Here is an 18,280-nt window from a genome sequence, read left to right on the forward strand (position 1 = left end):
TTTACTTTAATCTATGAGAAATAAAGGTTGTCTCAGAACAAATTGGTTCCAAAAATACATATCATTCCTGTTTTCTGCCAAAACTAAGATGGGTGAATTATCGTGACATATAAAATAACACCAGGACAACAAGCGGTTTTGGATGAGTTAAAAGCATTTCATTTTGATGAGTGCCGCACTATTGATTGGGAAATGAAAACCAAAGAACCATTTTCGAGGGGTTCTGTTGGACCAGAGGAACGAACTTGGATTCAGAAAGAGAAGAAATTTGAAGTTATATTTTTTTCCAAATTAGTAGGAATAAATTCAATTATTAATAGTTATTACAAATTAAATAGAAACAAAGCAAGAAAAAGAGATACTTTACTATATCAAAAATGGGAAAAGAATTATTTTTTTGCAAAAAGAATGTTGGATGGCCATCAAGAACTATGGAGAGAAGCAGTAAAAACACATGCTACTTTCCATAAGAAAGGTAATGTCGGGCAAGCTTATAGTTTATATGTTTTCGATTCAAGGACAGTAGAATGTGATATTTTTCTTCATACGATAGAAAAAATAATTCCAAGCAAAGTTGAAAAAACAACAAAACGAGGGAAAATTAGTTACCATGAAATGCCGATAACTAAGCGCTATGATTTATACCAATATCATGTATACAGTTGTTTAAACAAGATAATCAATGATTTGTTTGCAGTATTACCTTGTGAGAGAGTGTTTATTAATGGTGTAAGTGGTACTTATGAAAAACATCAGCCCATTTTATCCTTTGTTGTAGAACGAGAGCAACATAAACAAACAAGGTGTCCAAAGCGTACACTAGAGAAACATCAACATATGGTGACTTTTAAAAAGAGAAGTGGCTTCTATCCTTTAGATAGGGTTTATTCCCCACAGGTTCTTTTCAAGGAGGATGAATAAAATAGATTTATTAGGTTTAGCGAGTGTCACTTTGATTATTATTATAATTTATAAAGTTTATACAACATCTAAAGAAAAGAAAGCCGTTAAATCTGAAATGCAAGAATGGCACCATTTAGCCCCTTTAAGTCAGCGGTATGATTCAAGAGGGTTAAACACTAGTTATGTTTACTTTATAAGGGAGTCAGGTATGCAACGTATAAAAATAGGCAAAGCAAATGATCCTGAACAGCGTAAAAAGGAGTTAAGCACCGGTTCAGCTCACAACCACGAAATCGTTCACCTCATAAAAAGTGAAAATCCATTTAAAACAGAAAGTTTATTTCACAAATATTTTAGAGAGAAAAGATGTAAAGGAGAATGGTTTGATATAACGGAAGAGGAGTTAAGGTGGATCCAAAAAGAAGATTATCCAAGAGAGATTAAAGATTCCATAAAGGGGTACTAAAAGCGAGAGTGAATACAGCGGTATATTGTGGCAGGTTTAATTATTCTCAAACACACCAACATTAGACTTTACTTATTTTTCAATAAAAATATAGAATATATTTAAAGGGTAATCTAACTAGAATGAGGTGTAGACAATAATTACAGTCAGTACTTTTCTAAAACAAATAGAACCTCTAAATGTAGAACTAATATCGGGTGAAAACGGAATTAATAACAAAATGGAATATATCAATATTCAAGAATTTGCCTTGAAAAGTAATAGAATAAAAAAACACGGTGTATTGATGACAACATTCGCATCATTTGCGGATTCTCAAAAAATCATAGAACATTTACAATGGTTATTATCTAAAGAGATACATGCTGTTGGAATACATAGTGTATTTATTAAGAAAATCCCAGATGAAGTAATCTCTTTTTCAAATGCGAATAATTTACCAATATTTTTGATACCAGAGGAAGTTTCATATCAACAAATTATGCAAGTTTACTTTGAGCTACTGGTAGAAGATACTAACAAAAAACGTTTAGAGTTAGAACAGATAAATATAAAAATGCTAAGGTCAGTTGCACTAGATAAGGGGTCTCAATATATTGTTTCTATAATGGGGAAATATTTAAATCTCCCACTAATTCATTTAGACAAGTATCTAAACATTAAATCCCTTTGGTCTGAAGGGCTAATAAAAAGAAATGAAGTACAACATATTCTAGAACAATTAACTAGTAAACAAGCGGATTTCTATAGGGAAGAGGGAACATTTCCATATAATATACCTTCAGAAAAACGAAATATAAGTTCTCTGCGCGTAATACCTATTATGGATAATATGAATTTTTATGGATGTTTAATTTTGTTTTTTAGAAAAGACTTTTCTGTTTTGGAGGATTCCGTAATAAATCATGGTAAAACTGTATTGCTTTTAGACTCTATCAAAAGCAATACGATGGAAAAGTATTTCATAAATAATGACATGAAAATAATTGAAACCATACTTCACACACCAAGTAAAAGAGCGGAAAATTTTAATAACCCATCCCTATATAGTAAAAATTTAAAACAAATGTGTTTTGCAATAGAAAAGTACATAATAATGCAATAAAAAATACATAAGCTTGCCAGCCGGTACTTTCAATTAATTTTGTCTTGATAATGCGTGGCTTACACGGTAGCTGTCTCCTGTAAAGGTAAGTACATGAGCGTGATGTATAACGCGATCAACTAAAGCAGCTGTAAGCCTCGAGTCCACGAATATCCGATTCCACTGACTAAATTCCAAATTTGAAGTGATGATGATGCTTTTTTGCTCATACCAATCGGTGATCAGTTGAAATAGAAGCTCCGCTCCTTCTTTGCTGAATGGAATGTACCCCATTTCATCTAAGATGATAAGATCTACTTTTTTAAAACGATTCCTAAACTGGTGAAGCTTTCCTTCTCTCCACATTCTTTCTAACGTATCAACTAGATCGGATACCCGATAGAACCGCACCTCATATCCTTTCTTGCACGCCTCACGGCCTAACCCTGTCGCTAAATGAGTCTTTCCTGTACCTGGGGAACCGGAAAGAACGACATTCTCTTTCTTAGATATAAAGTGAAGTTCTTTCAATTCAGTACGGTCGACCTGAGGGGGAAATCTTATCTGATCTCCCCATTGAAAGTCTGCAAGACTTTTGTGATTGGAGAATTTTGCTTTTTTTATAAGACGTTCAGCTTTTGCTTCCTCTCTCAATTCAAATTCTCTTTGGAATAATGTTTCCAAGTATTGCGTTTGATTTTCAAACGGGATTTTTTCATAAATATCGGCTACATAGGCTAGGCGTAGACTTTTACACATCTCTTTTATATTCATACTCGTTGCTCCCCATCCTCTTGCGCAACTGGTTGTAGTAGGTCGTATTTAGACCAATCAACGTCATACGGGTGAGAAGTAGAATCAAAGGTTCTTTCTGGTTGTTGTTGTAGAAGATCATAAAACTTGTCATTAACCTCTTCCATATCATACTGAATTAATAAGTTGATTAACCAATGTAGACGCTCTTTCCTTAATGTAAGAGGCTCTATGCTTAGATAAGCTGCTATTCGGCCAGGCAAATATGGATTATATCTTGAGTAAGGAACCGATCTTGGTTTAGAAGCCCAGGCTCTCATAATGGAAAGCCAAGGTATATTTCGGTTTTTGTTCATATATGGCCGATAGTCTGAATGGAGAATCTCTCCGTAAGGAGATACCACTTTATATCTATCCCAATAGAGTATCAAATGAAGATAACTGAAATTATATCCTTTTGGAATATGTTCTTTCATACTGTCTATAGTGATTTCTCCATACTTGTTAGCTGTTACTTTCGTTTCTTTGAAAATCGGATAATCTTCCTCCGGAAGAGCTAAGGCATGATTCAATTCTTCATCAAGTAGTTCTTGAATACGAACTTCCTTTGCGTAATGAATGCGTTGCCGATCCTGTGCCAGTTTTTCACTTAAAATAGTAGTTAGATCTTCATAGCTTTCTATGACTGGAGAAGGAGTTACAAAGTTATATCTTACATACCCTACTTTATTTTCAACGTGTCCTTTCTCATTGCCCTTACGTACATTACATGCTTGGATTTCAAAACGGTAGAAATTAGCGAATTGAAGAAACTCATCTGTAAAAATGGCTTCGCCATCCTTATTCCTTGCTTTTATTACGGCGGCTTTCAAGTTATCAATTCTAAGCTTTCGTGGTACGCCACCCAGTAGTTCAAAGCTTTTCTTTAACCCATATAAAAAGCATTCTTGGTTTTCCCCTGGAAGAGGGATGGTAAAAGCTGCATTACTATAAGGCAGGCTCATTATTAAACAGTGGACATCGATGAATTTTCCATCTTTCACAGCTTCTGTTATTCCAAAATCCACTTGAGCTTCAGCCGGAGGGTGATTTAGTCTTTCACTATTCTTATCTTTAACGTCATCTGAATTTCCTTTTCCCTCTTTCCATTCAGCTATGAAGTAGGAAACGGTCCTATAGGAACCAGTAAACCCATGCGTTTGAAGTTCTTGAAAAATGGTCTTGTTTCTCCTTCTCAGTTTTGGCTTTAGTTTTTGATCTTCAATAAGCCAGTCCGTGACAATCTCTCCCCAATGTTCTTCATACATCATTCCTTTTCTCATTACTTGTTTCTCTTGGGGAACCTGGTCTTCGTCCGCATATTTCTTGGCGGTACGCCAATTCACTTGAGCCCTTTGGGCAATTTTATTTATAGATATGTCTTCATGATTTCTTAAAGTTTTGATATGATTAATCTTAGTCATTGCTAGCAATCCTCTCGACCTCCACTGTTTTGATTCGACACCAACTACAGTAGAGTTATTTTGGATGGCTGGCAAGGCTTTTTTTTATCTAAAAAAGAAGTGCAGAGTTATGTACGTTTTGGTTGCACATCTCTGTACTTCTATTTTGCACTACACAACAAATCTATTTAATAGAGTTTCATAACCCCACGAATCTTCATAAAGCTTTTGAATTCATTTATAAAGAAGTAAGTAAATGGAGTCATTCTTCATTAATTTGGATCTTTAATGAGCAGATAATCTGTATAGTTAATGATAGCATCCCTGTGAATTTGTTAAATAATATCAGCAATAGATTTGAGGATATTTTAATTGGTATAAGTGAAAAAACTGATCGTACAACACAAGAAGGTATACGTGAAAAGTATGAACAGGCCCAATTTGGGTTGAAAGTCGGGAGATACAAAGGCCAAAAAATTAATGAATGGAAAGATCTTGGCTATGACAAATATCTTTATGCAGTTCAACAGAATGAAATACTACAAACATCCGCTTTGGATTTTCTAAAACCCCTAATAGAGCATGATGAAAAATTTAATTCTGAATTAATACTAACTCTTAGTGTATATTTAGATAACTTTTTCAGCCTCAAAAAAAGTGCTGAAGAGTTATTTATTCACAAAAACACAGTCAAGTATCGAATAGATAAAATTAAGGAATTATATAAAGATAGAAACCTTGAAGAGCCAGAATCCTATTTATTATTTTCCTCATCTTTAAAATTATATATGATTTTAGAAAAGAAATAAGTAGTGCTTCATTAATAATCTACTAATTCTAAAATAGAAATTATACCCAGAAACAAAAATGGTAGATATTTTTGTTTCCTCAAACCAATGAAAAAGTTATTTAAATCATATAAAATCCAAAATAATTAAAAAATTTAGTGTTTTGCCTCATGTAACATTAAATTCCTTATTTATTGTAAACGATATCAAGTGAGTGTAATTCAAAATTTTGTTATAAGGGGAGTATATGAATGAATGTAACTAAAAGAATTGCTAAGTTAAGAGAAATCATGGCAGCCAAAGAAGTGGAACTTTCTATTATCAATAATTTTGAAAACCAATATTACTATACAGGTTATAAAGCAATTATTTATTCCAGACCCATTGTGTTAACAGTAGATACAAAGGAAATCAATCTAATCGTTCCATCATTAGAAGAAACAAATGCTAGAAATGAATCAAATGCCGATAAGCTTTATGTATATCATGAAACATTAAAAGAAGATGGAAATGGTGGCTCACATATTGAGCAATTAAAAAAGCTTATTTCTAAATACCCCAAAAATATTAAAGTAGGTGTGGAGTTTTCTTCAATGCCAGTTTTACTTGGTAACATGTTGAAAGAGGCAGGGTTTGAATTAGTTAATATTGAGCGGGATCTTGAAGAAATGAGATATATTAAGGATCAAGAGGAAATTGATTTAATTACCGAATCTGGTAGATTAGTAAGTTTAGCACTTAAGAAATCCTTGGAAAATGTTAGATACGGTATTACTGAAATAGAATTTGACCAATTTGGAACGGAAGCATTATTTAATGAAGTGGCGAAAAAACACCCTAATTCAATGCTTGATTTCTTTGTAATGTCACCATCTGGCTTAGATAGAAGTATTTTGCCGCATGCTTTTTCTAATACAAGAAAATTTGAAGCAAATGAGATAGTAATTCACAGTCGACAAGTAGGGCTAAACGGATATCGTGCTGAATGTGAACGAACATTCTTTATAGGTACTCCGACAGAAAAACAAAGGGATGCTTTTAAATTAGCTCAAGAAGCGCAAGCGGCCGCATTAGATTTTATAAAAGTTGGTGTAACTGCTAAAGAAGTAAACGAAGTTGCTAGACAAATATTTAAAAAAGCAGGTGTGGAAGAATACAATCTCCATCGAACGGGTCATGGCATCGGAATCGGCCTACATGAACAACCTTCTTTACGGTATGATAATGATCTTATTCTTCAAGAAGGAATGGTCTTTTGTGTTGAACCAGGGATCTATATTCCGCAAGTTGGAGGGTTTCGTCATTCCGATACTGTAGTACTGAAAGATGATGGGTCTCACTTAATTACTGAATATCCAAGGGACTTAGATTCTCTAATCTTTTAGGACTTATAAGTACAGAGAGGGGGAAAATTAATGGTTTATTTAGTTGCTGTTAGTGTCTACCTGCTAGCTATGGTATTGGTAGGAATATATTTTGGCAGAAAGTCCATTAGCGATAACAAAGATTTTATGGCTGCTGGAAGATCCCTACCGCTTTGGATAGTTGCGGGTACACTTTTAGCTACCTTTACGGGTTCCGGGACAATTGTTGGGGGAGCTAGTTTCATTTATCAATATGGCCCTTTTGCAGCGGTTTTTAACCTATCTGGTGGAATTGTAGGAGCAATCATTTTATATTTTTTAGCAGGACGAATACGACAGGGAGAAGCTTATACCGTACCTGAAATTATTGAAAAGAGATTCGGAACTACAACCAGATTAATTTCCTCTATTATTATTCTTCTTGCTTTTATTGGTATAACTGCATACCAATTTACTGGTGGTGCCTATGTTTTACAGATCACCACAGGTTTACCTGTAGAAACAGGGGCCATCATTATGGGAATTCTGGTAATCTTTTTAACAGTAAGTGGCGGATTGTTCTCTGTTGCCTATACAGATGCAATAAGTGCTTTATTAATAGTTGGCGGTTTCCTGCTAGGCCTTCCATTTGTGTTAAACGCAGTTGATGGGTTTTCGGGTTTAGCAATGTCCTTGCCTGAAACTACAAAATCATGGAATGGTGGACTTAGCATCCCACAGCTTTTGGGATATTTCTTACCTTTATTTCTCCTTGTATTAGGAGATCAAAATATGTACCAGCGCTTCGCTGCAGCGAAGAATCCAACTGTTGCTAGAAAGTCTACTATAGGTTTTTTCTTTGGAAGCATCTCTGTTATCGCTTTAACAATTGTGTTTGCAACTACTGCAATTGTTTTATTCCCGAATATCGCCCCTGATACAGCGGTATTACATTTAGCTATAAATGGATTACCCGCAGCATTAGGAATAATTATCTTATGTTCAGCAGTTGCATTTATAATTACAACTGCTACCTCCTATTTATTATCAGCTTCAGGAAATATTATTTATGATTTATTTAAAAGATACAGTAAAAAAGAAATCTCTGATCAAAAATTACTAAAGTATAACCGGATTACGGTTGTTGTACTTGGAGTATTAGCCTACGCATTAGCCATGTACTTTCCTACTGTTTTAGAACTTCAAATGTATTCATACACAATGTATGGGGCTGCACTTACACCAGCCATATTAGCTACAATTTTTTGGAAACGCGCTACAAAAGCCGGGATACTAGGATCTATGCTTATGGGTGCATTAGGTACAATATTCTGGGAAGTGGTTTTGGACAAACCGTTTGACTGGAACAGTGTATTATTTGCACTTCCCTTATCGGTACTTACTTTAATTATTGTAAGTCTGCTTACTAACAAAAATAATAAATAGGAAGTAAACAATAAAACAGAAAAGGACTTGGGTGAAAGTACCTCCTCAATGAAGAGGGGGGCTTTTTCATTTGGAACGTGTATATTTATGTAACTGCGTTAAGTCTAGGTGCCCTAAATTCAAACTCTCGCTCAAGCTTGTCAAAGTTGTTCTTTTAAAGGCTTGCCACAAGGCAATGATCCTTCTCTAATAACAAATTTTATAAGCCATTTAACCTACCTTCAACATGTTGGAACAATCTGATAAGAGGTTGTTCCTTTTTATTTATACTCTAGTTTACAGACCTCATAAAAAATCTTCTACTTTTTCAAACCGGATGAAGGTTAGCTTCGTCTATACTATGTGAGAGGGTGGTACTATGAAGGGACTAATACAATTGGCAGTGAGGGACGAAGATATGCTGGATGAGAGAGAACAGATAATTGATCAATTAATGCATGAATATAGCGATGATATCCTGCATCTCGTATATACATATGTTAAAAACCGATCTACAGCAGAAGATTTAACGCAAGAGATATTTATAAAGTGCTATGAAAAGTTAAATCAGTTTAATCAGCAAGCAACAATAAAGACTTGGGTATATCGTATTGCTAGTAATCATTGTAAAGATTATTTAAGAAGCTGGCATTATCGAAAAATAATGCTTAGCGATAAAATATGGGATTATATTCCTTCAAAAACAAAACAGCTTGAAGAGGAAATTATCAAAAATAGTGAAGAAGATATCTTAACTAATTCTGTCATGAGTTTACCTTTAAAGTACAGAGAAGTCGTATTTCTGCATTATTATGAAGAACTTTCTTTAAGAGAAATAAGCAAGATTACTACAGTAAATATAAATACATTAAAAACGAGATTAAAGCGTGCGAAAGAATTACTAAAAGACAAGATGAAAGAGGAGGTTTAGGAGATGAATGATCCATTTATGAACCTGAAGAGTTCGATGAAAAAATCAATTTTTAAGGATCTTTCTTTTTCAAATGAAAGAAAAAGTGCCGTGAAAGAAGCAATTCGTACGAATCAACAATCACAATTTGATAATTGGAATAGCGAAACCATTATAGCTATATTAGAATCTGTTCAGCATGAATCAAAGGATGGCTACAATATCTCCATCCAACTTTTTCAAAAGAACGAACACACTTTTCAAAAAAACGAAGGGCAGCTTTATACACTTCTACATCTATTAGAAAATAAAGAAATTCTTACTTCTAATTGGATTAATAAAAAGAAATATTACTCCTTAAATTCCAAAGGAAAAAAATACTTAGCTACTTATAAAGAAGATATCTCAAAACAAAAGATATCCCTAGAACACTTAATAGAGGAGGCATCCTTATGAGTTCTCCCAAATTTGAAGAATTTTTAAGTAAAGTTACTTCCAAAGTGAAATCTAAGCAAGCACACACCATGATAAAAAAAGAGCTTACTCATCATCTGCAGGAGTTAAGCCAATCTTACAAAGAAAGGGGGTTTTCTAAGGAGGCTTCAGATGAAAAGGCCATTCAAGAAATGGGAAATCCTTTTACCATCGGAGAGAAATTAAACCCTCTTCATAAGCCAAAAATGGATTGGGTTCTAATTGTTTTATTTGTTATTTTTGCTAGTATTAGTTTCCTTCCGTTAGTTGGTGGGATTCCCGAAGTTTCCTTATCAAGCACCTATTTTATGGAGCGACAGGCTATCTGGTACTCCCTATCTGTTCCTGTAATTATTGTGTTCCTTTTCTTTAATTACCGAAAAATAATGAACTGGTGGATGTATTTTTATACTATCGGCTTGTTGATCCATTTATATCTCCATTTATTTGGAAATATAGTCAACGGAGCAAAAAAGTGGGTTTCACTTTCAGGCCTCACGGTCGATGGCACTATAATGAGCTTATTTTTCTTATTTCTTGCTTGGGCGGGAATCTTTAGCAAAATTAATGAATTTCGTAGTTGGAAAAAACAAGGTTTTCTTTTTGTTTTATTTTGGGTTCCCATGTTGCTCTACATGATGGTGCCAGACTTTATGGTTGGTATCATTTACTTCTTCTGTTTACTAGGAATGTTTACTTTTTCCCGAGTTCATAAGAAATTAGCTATCAAACTAGTCGTAACTAATCTAATGGCTGGTGCCATGTTCGTAATTATGATCATCATGACCTCAAGCCAAAGTTATTTGTTTACTAGATTATCTGCTTTTATAAACTCAGATGCTGACCCAAATGGAACAGGGTATATGTATATGGCGGTTAAGAGGGTACTTGCAGAAGCGGGATGGATCGGTAATGGACTATACAATGATTTAAATTTTCAATTGTTACCAGAATCACATACAGATTTTGCTTTCCCCTTCCTCGTCTATTCCCTTGGTTGGATATTCGGAATCGTTCTTTGTTTGATCCTACTGCTATTTATTTCAAGAATCTCAAAAAATGCGTTTAAAACAAAGGACCTTTTTGGGAGATTGATCGTAATTGGTGGTGCTGCATTATTTGCGGTTCCTACTATTTGGAACATCTTGATGGGCTTTGGAATCGTGCCAATCATGGAAGTTTCCCTGCCGTTTATTAGTTATGGAGGAAGTGCGACCCTCTTTTACGCTGCTGTTTTAGGACTCATTTTAAATGTGTATCGAAATAAGGATATTGTAGAACCCACGATAGCAGATATTTAAGTAATGCATCATTAGTAATAACTTATGAAGGAAAGTAAAATTTAAAGTCAAAAATCTAAATGGTTATAAAAAGGGCGATAGCTAATTAAAAGCTGTCGCCTTTTTCTTATTGAAGTGCCGGTGCTTTGGTGAAGGAAGAAATAATTGGTTTAATAATGATTCCATTAAAGGGCGATATTGTTGAATAAGTAAGATGAAAAATTAACAGATCAGCTTGTTGTATGGAGAGCTGAAGGAGTCCATATCTTGTTTTGCGGCATCAAAAAGATAATAGCATTCTATTAATTAAACAGTCTTTTCTCGATAGAACTGAACACTTTTATATATCCACTTCAACTTCCGTTAAATTCATTACTTTCCCACCAACTTTGACTCCACTTACTTCTAGACCTTCAACTAGTAATTCCACTATTATCTCTGAAGGCTTTTTCATTGAATAACCCTGTTCCATTACAAATTGGTGATTACTGCCCATTTTGGTGTTTCCGTACTTGTGTAGATAACTTGCAAGGGCACCATTAGAAGTGCCAGTAGCTGACTCCTCACATATACCATATAATGGTGCAAAATTCCGGCAGTAAGCATTGGATCCATAGAGAGATTCAAGTGTAAAAACATGGTATCCTATCGTATTATATTTACTGCTAATTCGGGATACTTCTTCAAAATTTGGTTCAATTGAATTTAATGTGTCGATATTTTTTACAGGAATAAGTATATCCCTGAGGCCAGTTGAAACAATTTGCACCGGAAGTCCATCTATCATTTCATTTTCAGTAATGTTTAAGGAATCAGCTATTTCCTTTTTATTTATGGTCTCATAAAAACTTGGAGTGTTTTGTTCCATCATAATAGATGAATCTTCCTTTACCTCCACACTTAAAATTCCTGCCTTCGTTTCTTGAAGAAATACTCCAGGCTTTATTAACCCCTTACTTAAGAGTACATAAAATGTCGCGATTGTGGCGTGTCCACAAAGGTCTACCTCCTCTTCAGGGGTGAAAAATCTCACTTTAAAATCTGCTGATTCTGACTTCATGACAAAGGCAGTCTCACTAAAACCAATTGCACCTGCAATCTTTTTCATACTTTCATCTGATAAAGAATCCGCATCAATTACAACTCCAGCTGGATTGCCACCTTCTAATGTTTTAGCAAATGAATTTACTGTATATACTTTTAATTTCATATTTTTATCGGTTTTGGACAAGAAGACTCCATCCTCAAGCCTAGCTAGGGTGGACATGAATTGTCTAACTTTCCTGTATTAATTATAATGCGAACGGGTGTGCGTATGGTTGTTTTCTGATATAATAGATGTAATATTCCTGTGAGAAAGTTGTGAAAAATATGTCTATTCACAAAGCTTATAAGTTCCGTATCTATCCAAATGCATCACAAGAAGTCTTCATTGCGAAGACGATTGGTTGCTCCCGTTTTGTGTTTAATCATTTCCTAAATCAATGGAATGAAGCTTACAATACGACGGGAAAAGGCTTGACATATAAAGCTTGTTCCGCCAAGCTGACACAACTTAAAAAGCAACTGGTATGGCTCCAAGAAGTGGATAGCATAGCCATGCAGTCATCGCTTAAACACTTGGCTGATTCGTATAACCGCTTTTTTAAAAAACAGAATAAAGCGCCACGCTTTAAGTCCAAAAAAAACCCTTTACAATCTTACACAACAAAGTGTACCAATCATAATATTGCGGTTGTGGGGAACAAACTCAAATTACCAAAGCTAGGTCTTGTCAGATTTGCCAAGAGCCGTGAAGTGGAGGGACGTATCCTGCGCGCTACGATAAGGCGCAATCCGAGTGGGAAGTATTTTGTCTCTATTTTGGCTGAAACGGAGGTACAACCGTTAGACAAAACAGATTCTGCTGTTGGAATTGACGTCGGACTCAAAGATTTTGCCGTGCTTTCGGATGGAACAGTATATAAGAATACAAAACATTTTCGTACATTAGCGTCCCGATTAGCGAAAGAACAGCGTATTCTATCACGGCGTAAAGAGTTGGCGATAAAGCAAAAACGAGCCTTACAGGACGCCAAGAACTATCAAAAACAAAAACGAAAAGTGGCGCGTCTCCATGAGCGTATCAGCAATGCACGGCAGGATTACCTGCATAAAATTTCTACTGCTATTGTTAAAAGTCACGACATTATTGGTATCGAAGACTTGCAGGTTTCCAACATGCTGAAAAATCATAAATTGGCAAAAGCCATTAGCGAAGTGAGCTGGTCACAATTTCGACAGATGCTGGAATACAAAGCGGCTTGGTATGGAAAGTACGTGATAACCGTTGCCAGGAATTTTCCGTCTAGTCAGCTTTGCTCCACACCGGATTGTGGCTATCAAAATAAAGCCGTTAAAAATCTCGGGTTGCGCCAATGGGTTTGTCCAAATTGCGGCGCCCATCATGACCGGGATAAGAACGCAAGCTTGAATCTTAAAAACGAAGCGTTACGACTTCTAACTGCGGGGGCGCAGGGATAGCCTAATAATATAACTTTCGGTTACGAAGGTGTTCTTAGGAATCCCCCACTTCAAGCGTCCGTTAAGTGGGGGTCATTCAATCTCCTAAGCAATGATTTTATCAACTATGCCCATTATTCTATGACTTTGATTACTTATCAAATTTTACTTTTCTCGATCCGAATTCGTCGATTCCCCTTGTTATAAAAATATGTATACTTCTTCGGAATTTTGAGCAATCGGTATTCCTGTCAATTCAGTAACTATAGGCGGTACGCAGTCAATCTTCTTACGATTAGATGTTGTTATTTTTTATTATTATAAATGTGTACATCCTTATTGAGCGTGGTATACTATATGTAGAATATTCATAAAATTAAAGACCGCCCATGCTGGTACATGAGCGGCCAATAGACTGAACCCCGACAAGAGGGGTTGGTAGCTAGGAAAATAATCCCTCACATACCCGCTAGAGTGCATGAGGGATTATTATTTATGGCTAAAAATGTTTCTCGGTAAATGGCTAAGTTCCTTCTACATTTTGATTTGACTGTACAGCAATCCCGCGCTAACCTTTAATAGAGAATAATGTTAAAATTCAAATAAGGGAGGGGTAATTTGAATAAAAGATGGAAGTCATTGATTGGTGGAATTGTGGGCGTCGTCATAGGTCTAATGATTGCGAGTCTAATTAGAGATGGGCAAATAGATTGGAGAGCAATATGGTATTTTGTTCCGTTTGCTTTCTTACTATTGCTTTTTTACTTGGGTTTGAATTTATATAAAAAAAGGGATTAAATAGCTGGAACGTGCATATTCAGAGAAGTGTCTTGGTGACACGTGAATAGAAAGCACTTTGCTAGGGGGACATATGAAATCGCGTTATTATTTAGGTTGGTTTAATCATTTTTTTCCAGAGAACCTGGTCAAGGTGCTACAAGAGGATATAACGGATCGAAAATCGCTTGTTATGATTAGTTCGAATCCGTCTCTTTATGATGAGATTGGTTCTGCTGAACGCTCATGGCTTGATCAGGCCGGTATTACGTTTGAAGAATATCATGTGATTAATTATTGTGTACAAAAAGAAGAGGCGAAAACGTTAATTCAACATGCTTCTGTCATTTTCTTGCTGGGTGGAAATCCGTTAAACCAGAATGAATTTTTGGTGGACTATGAGTTGTCGGATGTGATAAAAAGAAGCGGAGCTGTTGTAATGGGAGCAAGTGCTGGTGCGTTCAACATGTCCGCTAAATGGTTGTGCTCTGAAAAGCTTGGATTTAATGTTGAAACAAGCTCTGTTTACGAAGGCATAGGTCTTGACCGTTTTTCCATACTGTCTCATTTTGATCTTGAAAATAATATGTCGATGGTTCAAAACGAACTCTCTCCCTTATCGGAAGAAATGGATGTTTATGTGTCAAACAAAGATTGTGCAGTGCGTGTGAAGGGAGACAAGGTCGACATTGTAGGCAATGTGTTTTTGCTTTCTCATTCAACGATGCAAAAATTGGATGAGACGCTGTAGTTATAGTGAATGCTATGATGCTTTTTAGCTGTTTTATGTAACTATTCACGTCTTGATAATTCTTTTCATATACCCAATTCCGAAGTTCCTCTCTCCGTAAATGTTGACCATACCAATCTATTTAAAGCTCCAATCTCTCTAAGAGCCATTATAGTACACAAATAGTTTTCACGAAATTAGTGCAACATAAAGGAAAAACTTATATACTAATCATCAATCAGAGAGATAAAGGAAGTGCGATATGAGAGATTTTGGACTCATGGTACTGGGTACTTTTTTCTTTGCTTTTTCAGTAGCTATATTTGCAATGCCTAACTCGCTTGCGGAGGGCGGTATCCCCGGGCTATCCCTCTTACTTTACTTTGGGTTAGGTTGGTCTCCTGCATTGGTGACTTTTCTTGCAAATGGGTTTATTTTATTAATTGGTTATCGTTACTTACCCAATGCGATGATAATAAAATCGATTGCTGCGATTTCATTATTTTCTCTATTTCTGTTTCTGATGGAGGATTTAGGATCTGCGATGGGTGATCCTCTTCTTGCTGCCCTTTATGCTGGGGTATTCACTGGAATTGGTTTTGGTTTCGTTTTTCGTTCGGGAAGTACGATTGGTGGAACGTCCACAATTGCAAAAATGCTAAATTACAAATTTGGCTGGGAACTAACAACTGTAAACTTTGTCCTAGATGCATTAGTTGTGACAGGTGGAGTATTAGTTATTGGTCCAATCTTAACATTATACACTGTAGTGGCTTTGTTTATTGGAAAACGAGTGACGGACTACGTCTTAGAAGGGTTTGAGTCCAAAAAGATCGTTCATATATTCTCAGATTACAGCGAATCAGTAGCTCGCTCTATCCGAGGGAATCTTGGTGCCCATACAACGATTTTGGAAGGTAAAAATGATGAAAATGGAAAAGACGAGAATCTGATTTATGTGGTCATTCCAAAACAGCAATTGTTTTATTTAAAAAAATTGGTTCGTGAGGTCGATGACGAGGCGTTTACTGTTGTAAATACAGTAAAGGATGTGAGTGGTGGCTCGTTTGCAAAAGCTCATTATCCAACACAGAAAACATTTAGTAGTACAAAGAAAGAAAAGCAGTACTATAGAAAAGAAGCTGAAGGATGAGGAGGAATAGAATATGAATAATTCATTTCAAGTTGAAATAAAGAGTCTTTACCAAAAACTAATAGATACATGGAACAATCGAGATGCAGAAGGAATGGCTGCACAATTCGCAGTACAAGGAGTCCAAATTGGTTTTGATGGAAGTAAGGTAATTGGAAGAGAGGAAATCTTATCGCACCTCGAACCTATCTTTGAAAACCATCCTACTGCTCCTTTTATAACGAAAGTTAAAGATATTCGTGCATTGGGGTCGGAGGCTGCAATTTTGCATGCTATTGCAGGGATGATTCCACCTGGAAAAACAGAAATTGAGCCCTCGGTAAATGCTCATCAAACGCTGGTTGCAGTTAAGAAAAATAATGCATGGCAAGTCGAGCTCTTTCAAGATACTCCTGCTCAATTTCATGGGAGACCTGAATTAGTTAAGCAAATGACAGATGAGCTAAACCAATTAATTAAATAACTAATGACGTAGCTTCTTTAAATGGCCACAAAAACGGGGATTACAAATGTAACGCAAACACATCTTAATAATTATTTTTGTAGATCCAATCTCAAAATACCTCGTTCCATATATGCTGCCCACACTCCTCGGAGCAAGCTCTTTGGGGTGAATGGTATAAGCCAGGTCCTTTCTAGCTTTTAAGAGCTCCTCTTTCGTCAAAATAATGCCCTCGTTATCTTAATAAAAAATACCTCTTTTCAACATAATGACCTTCTACTGGAAGTGGTGCTATATCATGGTAAAAAGATCTTTCTTCCTTATTAATTGGCATGACTAGCCCTCCTAAATTTTTAGTATTGTTTTTAGTAACATATTTACAGTATGACACCTATGAAGCATCCATTTTCTACGCCCAATCACCCCTGTCTTCAATTCCGCCTCGCCTGCTGCTAGTACGTGTATCAAATCAGAAAAGATGAGTATAGATTACTAGATTGTCGAATATAGATTATTATATTTGTAAGATGGATAAGTGGGCAGGAGGGGGAGAGCCCCATGAAATTACGAGAGAACAGGAGCTTTGTTCGTTTTTGGATTGCATCGACCACTTCAAGCTTTGGTACATATATCACAACACTGGCTCTACAAGTATTAGTCGTTAGTAATATGGGAGGCAGTGCTGTTCATGTTGGCTGGGTTTCAGCATCTAGATGGATTCCGTACGTTCTTTTGGGGTTAATAGCGGGAGTTTTAATTGACCGTTTTCACCGCAAGACTGTACTGGTGATAACAGATATGGGGCGCGGCATTATCCTTACCTTCATTTGCTTATTGTCTATCACAGGCGTAATCAGTATTGGCTGGCTAATGTTCCTGCTGGTGCTTTTTGGTGCCTTGTCTCTTTTTCATGATAGTGCCTACCAGTCCTTTGTGCCACAATTGGTTCCACGCCGTTTATTAACTCGTGCGAATGCACGGTTAGAACAAAGTTCAGCTGTTGCGGAAACAAGTGGTCCGGCTATTGGAGGAGGACTTGTCTCCTTAATCGGGGCCCCATTTGCTCTTCTTTTTGATGCCTTATCCTATCTGTTTTCAGGTGTATTAATGGCATCGATTAAACATCAGCCCTTAAAAAAAATGAAGACTGGACCACTTGGTCAGCAAATCAAGGAAGGTTTACGATGGGTCTACCAACACCAATACCTTCGCACACTCGCTTTAAATACACACGCCTGGTTTCTCTTTCATAGCATGACGATAACGATCCTCGTATCGATTGTTTTAATTGAGCTTGGCTTTGATGCCTCCCTTCTCGGGTATATCCTTGCCGCAGCGGGTGTTGGTGCTGTCGCTGGAACCTCTCTATCTCCGCGATTTGGTGTGCGCTTTGGAGTCGGGCGTGCTATGGCCTTTTCTCGAATTCTCTATGGTCCAGCAGTTATCCTGATGGTTCTGGCTCCAGCAGTTAACAACGCTGACTCGCACTATATAGCTCTCCTTTTTGTGGTTTTAGGGCAGCTCTTTTATGGCTTTGCCATGGGAATCGAGGGCCCTCTTGAAATGGGATATCGGCAGTATGTCACGCCATCTCAACTGCAAGGTCGCATGAATGCCACACTGCGATCCATCAACCGTAGTGCCGTCGTTATCGGCGCACCACTAGGAGGTGCCCTTGCTGATGGACTAGGTTTCACAACGGCATTATGGATTTCGATAACTGGACTTACTTTATGTGGGCTATGGTTCAGTCTCTCACCAATGCGAAATGCTCGAATAGAAGATGACGATTAGATAATAAAGGGCTG

At 36.4% G+C, this 18,280-nt stretch carries 18 protein-coding genes; 15 read left to right on the forward strand and 3 right to left on the reverse strand.

Translation table 11 applies throughout. The features are described from left to right. The first annotated feature begins 138 nt into the window (after nucleotides 1–138). The 3 genes from BN985_RS05955 (at nucleotide 139) to BN985_RS05965 (ending at nucleotide 2,474) form a co-directional block, all read left to right on the forward strand. A complete protein-coding gene (locus BN985_RS05955; protein ID WP_156960081.1) occupies nucleotides 139–921 on the forward strand; it encodes a hypothetical protein in 783 nt (260 codons plus the stop codon). Then, complete coding sequence (locus tag BN985_RS05960; RefSeq protein ID WP_042221758.1) at nucleotides 914–1,369, forward strand: GIY-YIG nuclease family protein; 456 nt, start codon at nucleotides 914–916, stop codon at nucleotides 1,367–1,369. Before BN985_RS05955 ends, BN985_RS05960 begins: the two co-directional genes overlap by 8 nt. A gap of 190 nt (nucleotides 1,370–1,559) precedes the next feature. After that, nucleotides 1,560–2,474: a PucR family transcriptional regulator ligand-binding domain-containing protein gene (locus tag BN985_RS05965; protein WP_269635279.1), complete on the forward strand. Its 915-nt coding sequence runs from the start codon at nucleotides 1,560–1,562 to the stop codon at nucleotides 2,472–2,474. 33 nt (nucleotides 2,475–2,507) lie between these two features. Here the strand turns inward: BN985_RS05965 and istB are convergent, their stop codons facing one another. Continuing rightward, entirely contained in the window at nucleotides 2,508–3,227 is a 720-nt protein-coding gene (gene istB, locus BN985_RS05970) for an IS21-like element helper ATPase IstB (RefSeq protein WP_042221761.1), read from the reverse strand. After that, nucleotides 3,224–4,669, reverse strand: a complete 1,446-nt coding sequence (gene istA, locus BN985_RS05975; RefSeq protein ID WP_232225537.1) for an IS21 family transposase — start codon at nucleotides 4,667–4,669, stop codon at nucleotides 3,224–3,226. Before istA ends, istB begins: the two co-directional genes overlap by 4 nt. A 305-nt stretch (nucleotides 4,670–4,974) precedes the next feature. On the opposite strand from istA, the gene BN985_RS05980 reads away from it, so the two are divergent. The 6 genes from BN985_RS05980 to BN985_RS06005 all read left to right on the forward strand — a co-directional run bounded on the left by BN985_RS05980 (nucleotide 4,975) and on the right by BN985_RS06005 (nucleotide 10,889). Continuing rightward, complete coding sequence (locus BN985_RS05980) at nucleotides 4,975–5,457, forward strand: helix-turn-helix domain-containing protein (RefSeq protein WP_198029974.1); 483 nt, start codon at nucleotides 4,975–4,977, stop codon at nucleotides 5,455–5,457. Nucleotides 5,458–5,687: 230 nt separating this feature from the next. Continuing rightward, nucleotides 5,688–6,821: a M24 family metallopeptidase gene (locus BN985_RS05985; RefSeq protein ID WP_042221767.1), complete on the forward strand. Its 1,134-nt coding sequence runs from the start codon at nucleotides 5,688–5,690 to the stop codon at nucleotides 6,819–6,821. A 30-nt stretch (nucleotides 6,822–6,851) separates the two neighbouring features. Beyond that, nucleotides 6,852–8,225 carry a sodium:solute symporter family protein gene (locus tag BN985_RS05990; protein ID WP_042221768.1) on the forward strand — a complete coding sequence of 458 codons (1,374 nt, stop codon included), beginning with the start codon at nucleotides 6,852–6,854 and terminating at the stop codon, nucleotides 8,223–8,225. A 358-nt stretch (nucleotides 8,226–8,583) separates the two neighbouring features. Further along, the gene (locus tag BN985_RS05995) at nucleotides 8,584–9,135 is read left to right on the forward strand and encodes a sigma-70 family RNA polymerase sigma factor (RefSeq protein WP_042221770.1); all 552 of its coding nucleotides are present in this window, start codon (nucleotides 8,584–8,586) and stop codon (nucleotides 9,133–9,135) included. Nucleotides 9,136–9,138: 3 nt separating this feature from the next. Beyond that, a complete protein-coding gene (locus BN985_RS06000) occupies nucleotides 9,139–9,570 on the forward strand; it encodes a PadR family transcriptional regulator (RefSeq protein WP_042221772.1) in 432 nt (143 codons plus the stop codon). After that, nucleotides 9,567–10,889 carry an FtsW/RodA/SpoVE family cell cycle protein gene (locus tag BN985_RS06005; RefSeq protein WP_042221773.1) on the forward strand — a complete coding sequence of 441 codons (1,323 nt, stop codon included), beginning with the start codon at nucleotides 9,567–9,569 and terminating at the stop codon, nucleotides 10,887–10,889. The genes BN985_RS06000 and BN985_RS06005 overlap by 4 nt, the downstream gene beginning before the upstream one ends. Nucleotides 10,890–11,208: 319 nt before the next feature. Here BN985_RS06005 and BN985_RS06010 read toward each other — a convergent pair whose 3' ends face one another. After that, nucleotides 11,209–12,099: a PhzF family phenazine biosynthesis protein gene (locus tag BN985_RS06010; protein WP_332257442.1), complete on the reverse strand. Its 891-nt coding sequence runs from the start codon at nucleotides 12,097–12,099 to the stop codon at nucleotides 11,209–11,211. A gap of 140 nt (nucleotides 12,100–12,239) precedes the next feature. Between BN985_RS06010 and tnpB the strand changes: the two genes are divergently transcribed. The 6 genes from tnpB (at nucleotide 12,240) to BN985_RS06040 (ending at nucleotide 18,266) form a co-directional block, all read left to right on the forward strand. Further along, nucleotides 12,240–13,391 carry an IS200/IS605 family element RNA-guided endonuclease TnpB gene (tnpB, locus tag BN985_RS06015; RefSeq protein ID WP_042221775.1) on the forward strand — a complete coding sequence of 384 codons (1,152 nt, stop codon included), beginning with the start codon at nucleotides 12,240–12,242 and terminating at the stop codon, nucleotides 13,389–13,391. A 597-nt stretch (nucleotides 13,392–13,988) separates the two neighbouring features. Then, a complete protein-coding gene (locus BN985_RS06020; protein WP_042221776.1) occupies nucleotides 13,989–14,168 on the forward strand; it encodes a hypothetical protein in 180 nt (59 codons plus the stop codon). A 73-nt stretch (nucleotides 14,169–14,241) separates the two neighbouring features. Beyond that, complete coding sequence (locus tag BN985_RS06025; RefSeq protein WP_042221778.1) at nucleotides 14,242–14,898, forward strand: Type 1 glutamine amidotransferase-like domain-containing protein; 657 nt, start codon at nucleotides 14,242–14,244, stop codon at nucleotides 14,896–14,898. A gap of 241 nt (nucleotides 14,899–15,139) precedes the next feature. Beyond that, complete coding sequence (locus BN985_RS06030) at nucleotides 15,140–16,030, forward strand: YitT family protein (RefSeq protein WP_042221780.1); 891 nt, start codon at nucleotides 15,140–15,142, stop codon at nucleotides 16,028–16,030. 13 nt (nucleotides 16,031–16,043) lie between these two features. Continuing rightward, nucleotides 16,044–16,493: an SgcJ/EcaC family oxidoreductase gene (locus BN985_RS06035; protein WP_042221781.1), complete on the forward strand. Its 450-nt coding sequence runs from the start codon at nucleotides 16,044–16,046 to the stop codon at nucleotides 16,491–16,493. A gap of 537 nt (nucleotides 16,494–17,030) precedes the next feature. Then, entirely contained in the window at nucleotides 17,031–18,266 is a 1,236-nt protein-coding gene (locus BN985_RS06040) for an MFS transporter (RefSeq protein ID WP_042221783.1), read from the forward strand. The last annotated feature ends 14 nt before the right edge of the window (nucleotides 18,267–18,280 follow it).

Source organism: Oceanobacillus manasiensis, assembly GCF_000724085.1.
Lineage (GTDB): Bacteria > Bacillota > Bacilli > Bacillales > Amphibacillaceae > Oceanobacillus_B > Oceanobacillus_B manasiensis.

What these genes read in the sequence shown, in the direction of transcription:
- istB (WP_042221761.1), bottom strand. Translation starts at nt 3,227, where the DNA reads ATGAATATAAAAGAGATGTGTAAAAGTCTACGCCTAGCCTATGTAGCC.
- istA (WP_232225537.1), bottom strand. Translation starts at nt 4,669, where the DNA reads ATGACTAAGATTAATCATATCAAAACTTTAAGAAATCATGAAGACATA.
- BN985_RS06035 (WP_042221781.1), top strand. Translation starts at nt 16,044, where the DNA reads ATGAATAATTCATTTCAAGTTGAAATAAAGAGTCTTTACCAAAAACTA.
- BN985_RS06030 (WP_042221780.1), top strand. Translation starts at nt 15,140, where the DNA reads ATGAGAGATTTTGGACTCATGGTACTGGGTACTTTTTTCTTTGCTTTT.
- BN985_RS06005 (WP_042221773.1), top strand. Translation starts at nt 9,567, where the DNA reads ATGAGTTCTCCCAAATTTGAAGAATTTTTAAGTAAAGTTACTTCCAAA.
- BN985_RS06025 (WP_042221778.1), top strand. Translation starts at nt 14,242, where the DNA reads ATGAAATCGCGTTATTATTTAGGTTGGTTTAATCATTTTTTTCCAGAG.
- tnpB (WP_042221775.1), top strand. Translation starts at nt 12,240, where the DNA reads ATGTCTATTCACAAAGCTTATAAGTTCCGTATCTATCCAAATGCATCA.
- BN985_RS05985 (WP_042221767.1), top strand. Translation starts at nt 5,688, where the DNA reads ATGAATGTAACTAAAAGAATTGCTAAGTTAAGAGAAATCATGGCAGCC.
- BN985_RS05960 (WP_042221758.1), top strand. Translation starts at nt 914, where the DNA reads ATGAATAAAATAGATTTATTAGGTTTAGCGAGTGTCACTTTGATTATT.
- BN985_RS05990 (WP_042221768.1), top strand. Translation starts at nt 6,852, where the DNA reads ATGGTTTATTTAGTTGCTGTTAGTGTCTACCTGCTAGCTATGGTATTG.
- BN985_RS05995 (WP_042221770.1), top strand. Translation starts at nt 8,584, where the DNA reads ATGAAGGGACTAATACAATTGGCAGTGAGGGACGAAGATATGCTGGAT.
- BN985_RS06000 (WP_042221772.1), top strand. Translation starts at nt 9,139, where the DNA reads ATGAATGATCCATTTATGAACCTGAAGAGTTCGATGAAAAAATCAATT.
- BN985_RS06040 (WP_042221783.1), top strand. Translation starts at nt 17,031, where the DNA reads ATGAAATTACGAGAGAACAGGAGCTTTGTTCGTTTTTGGATTGCATCG.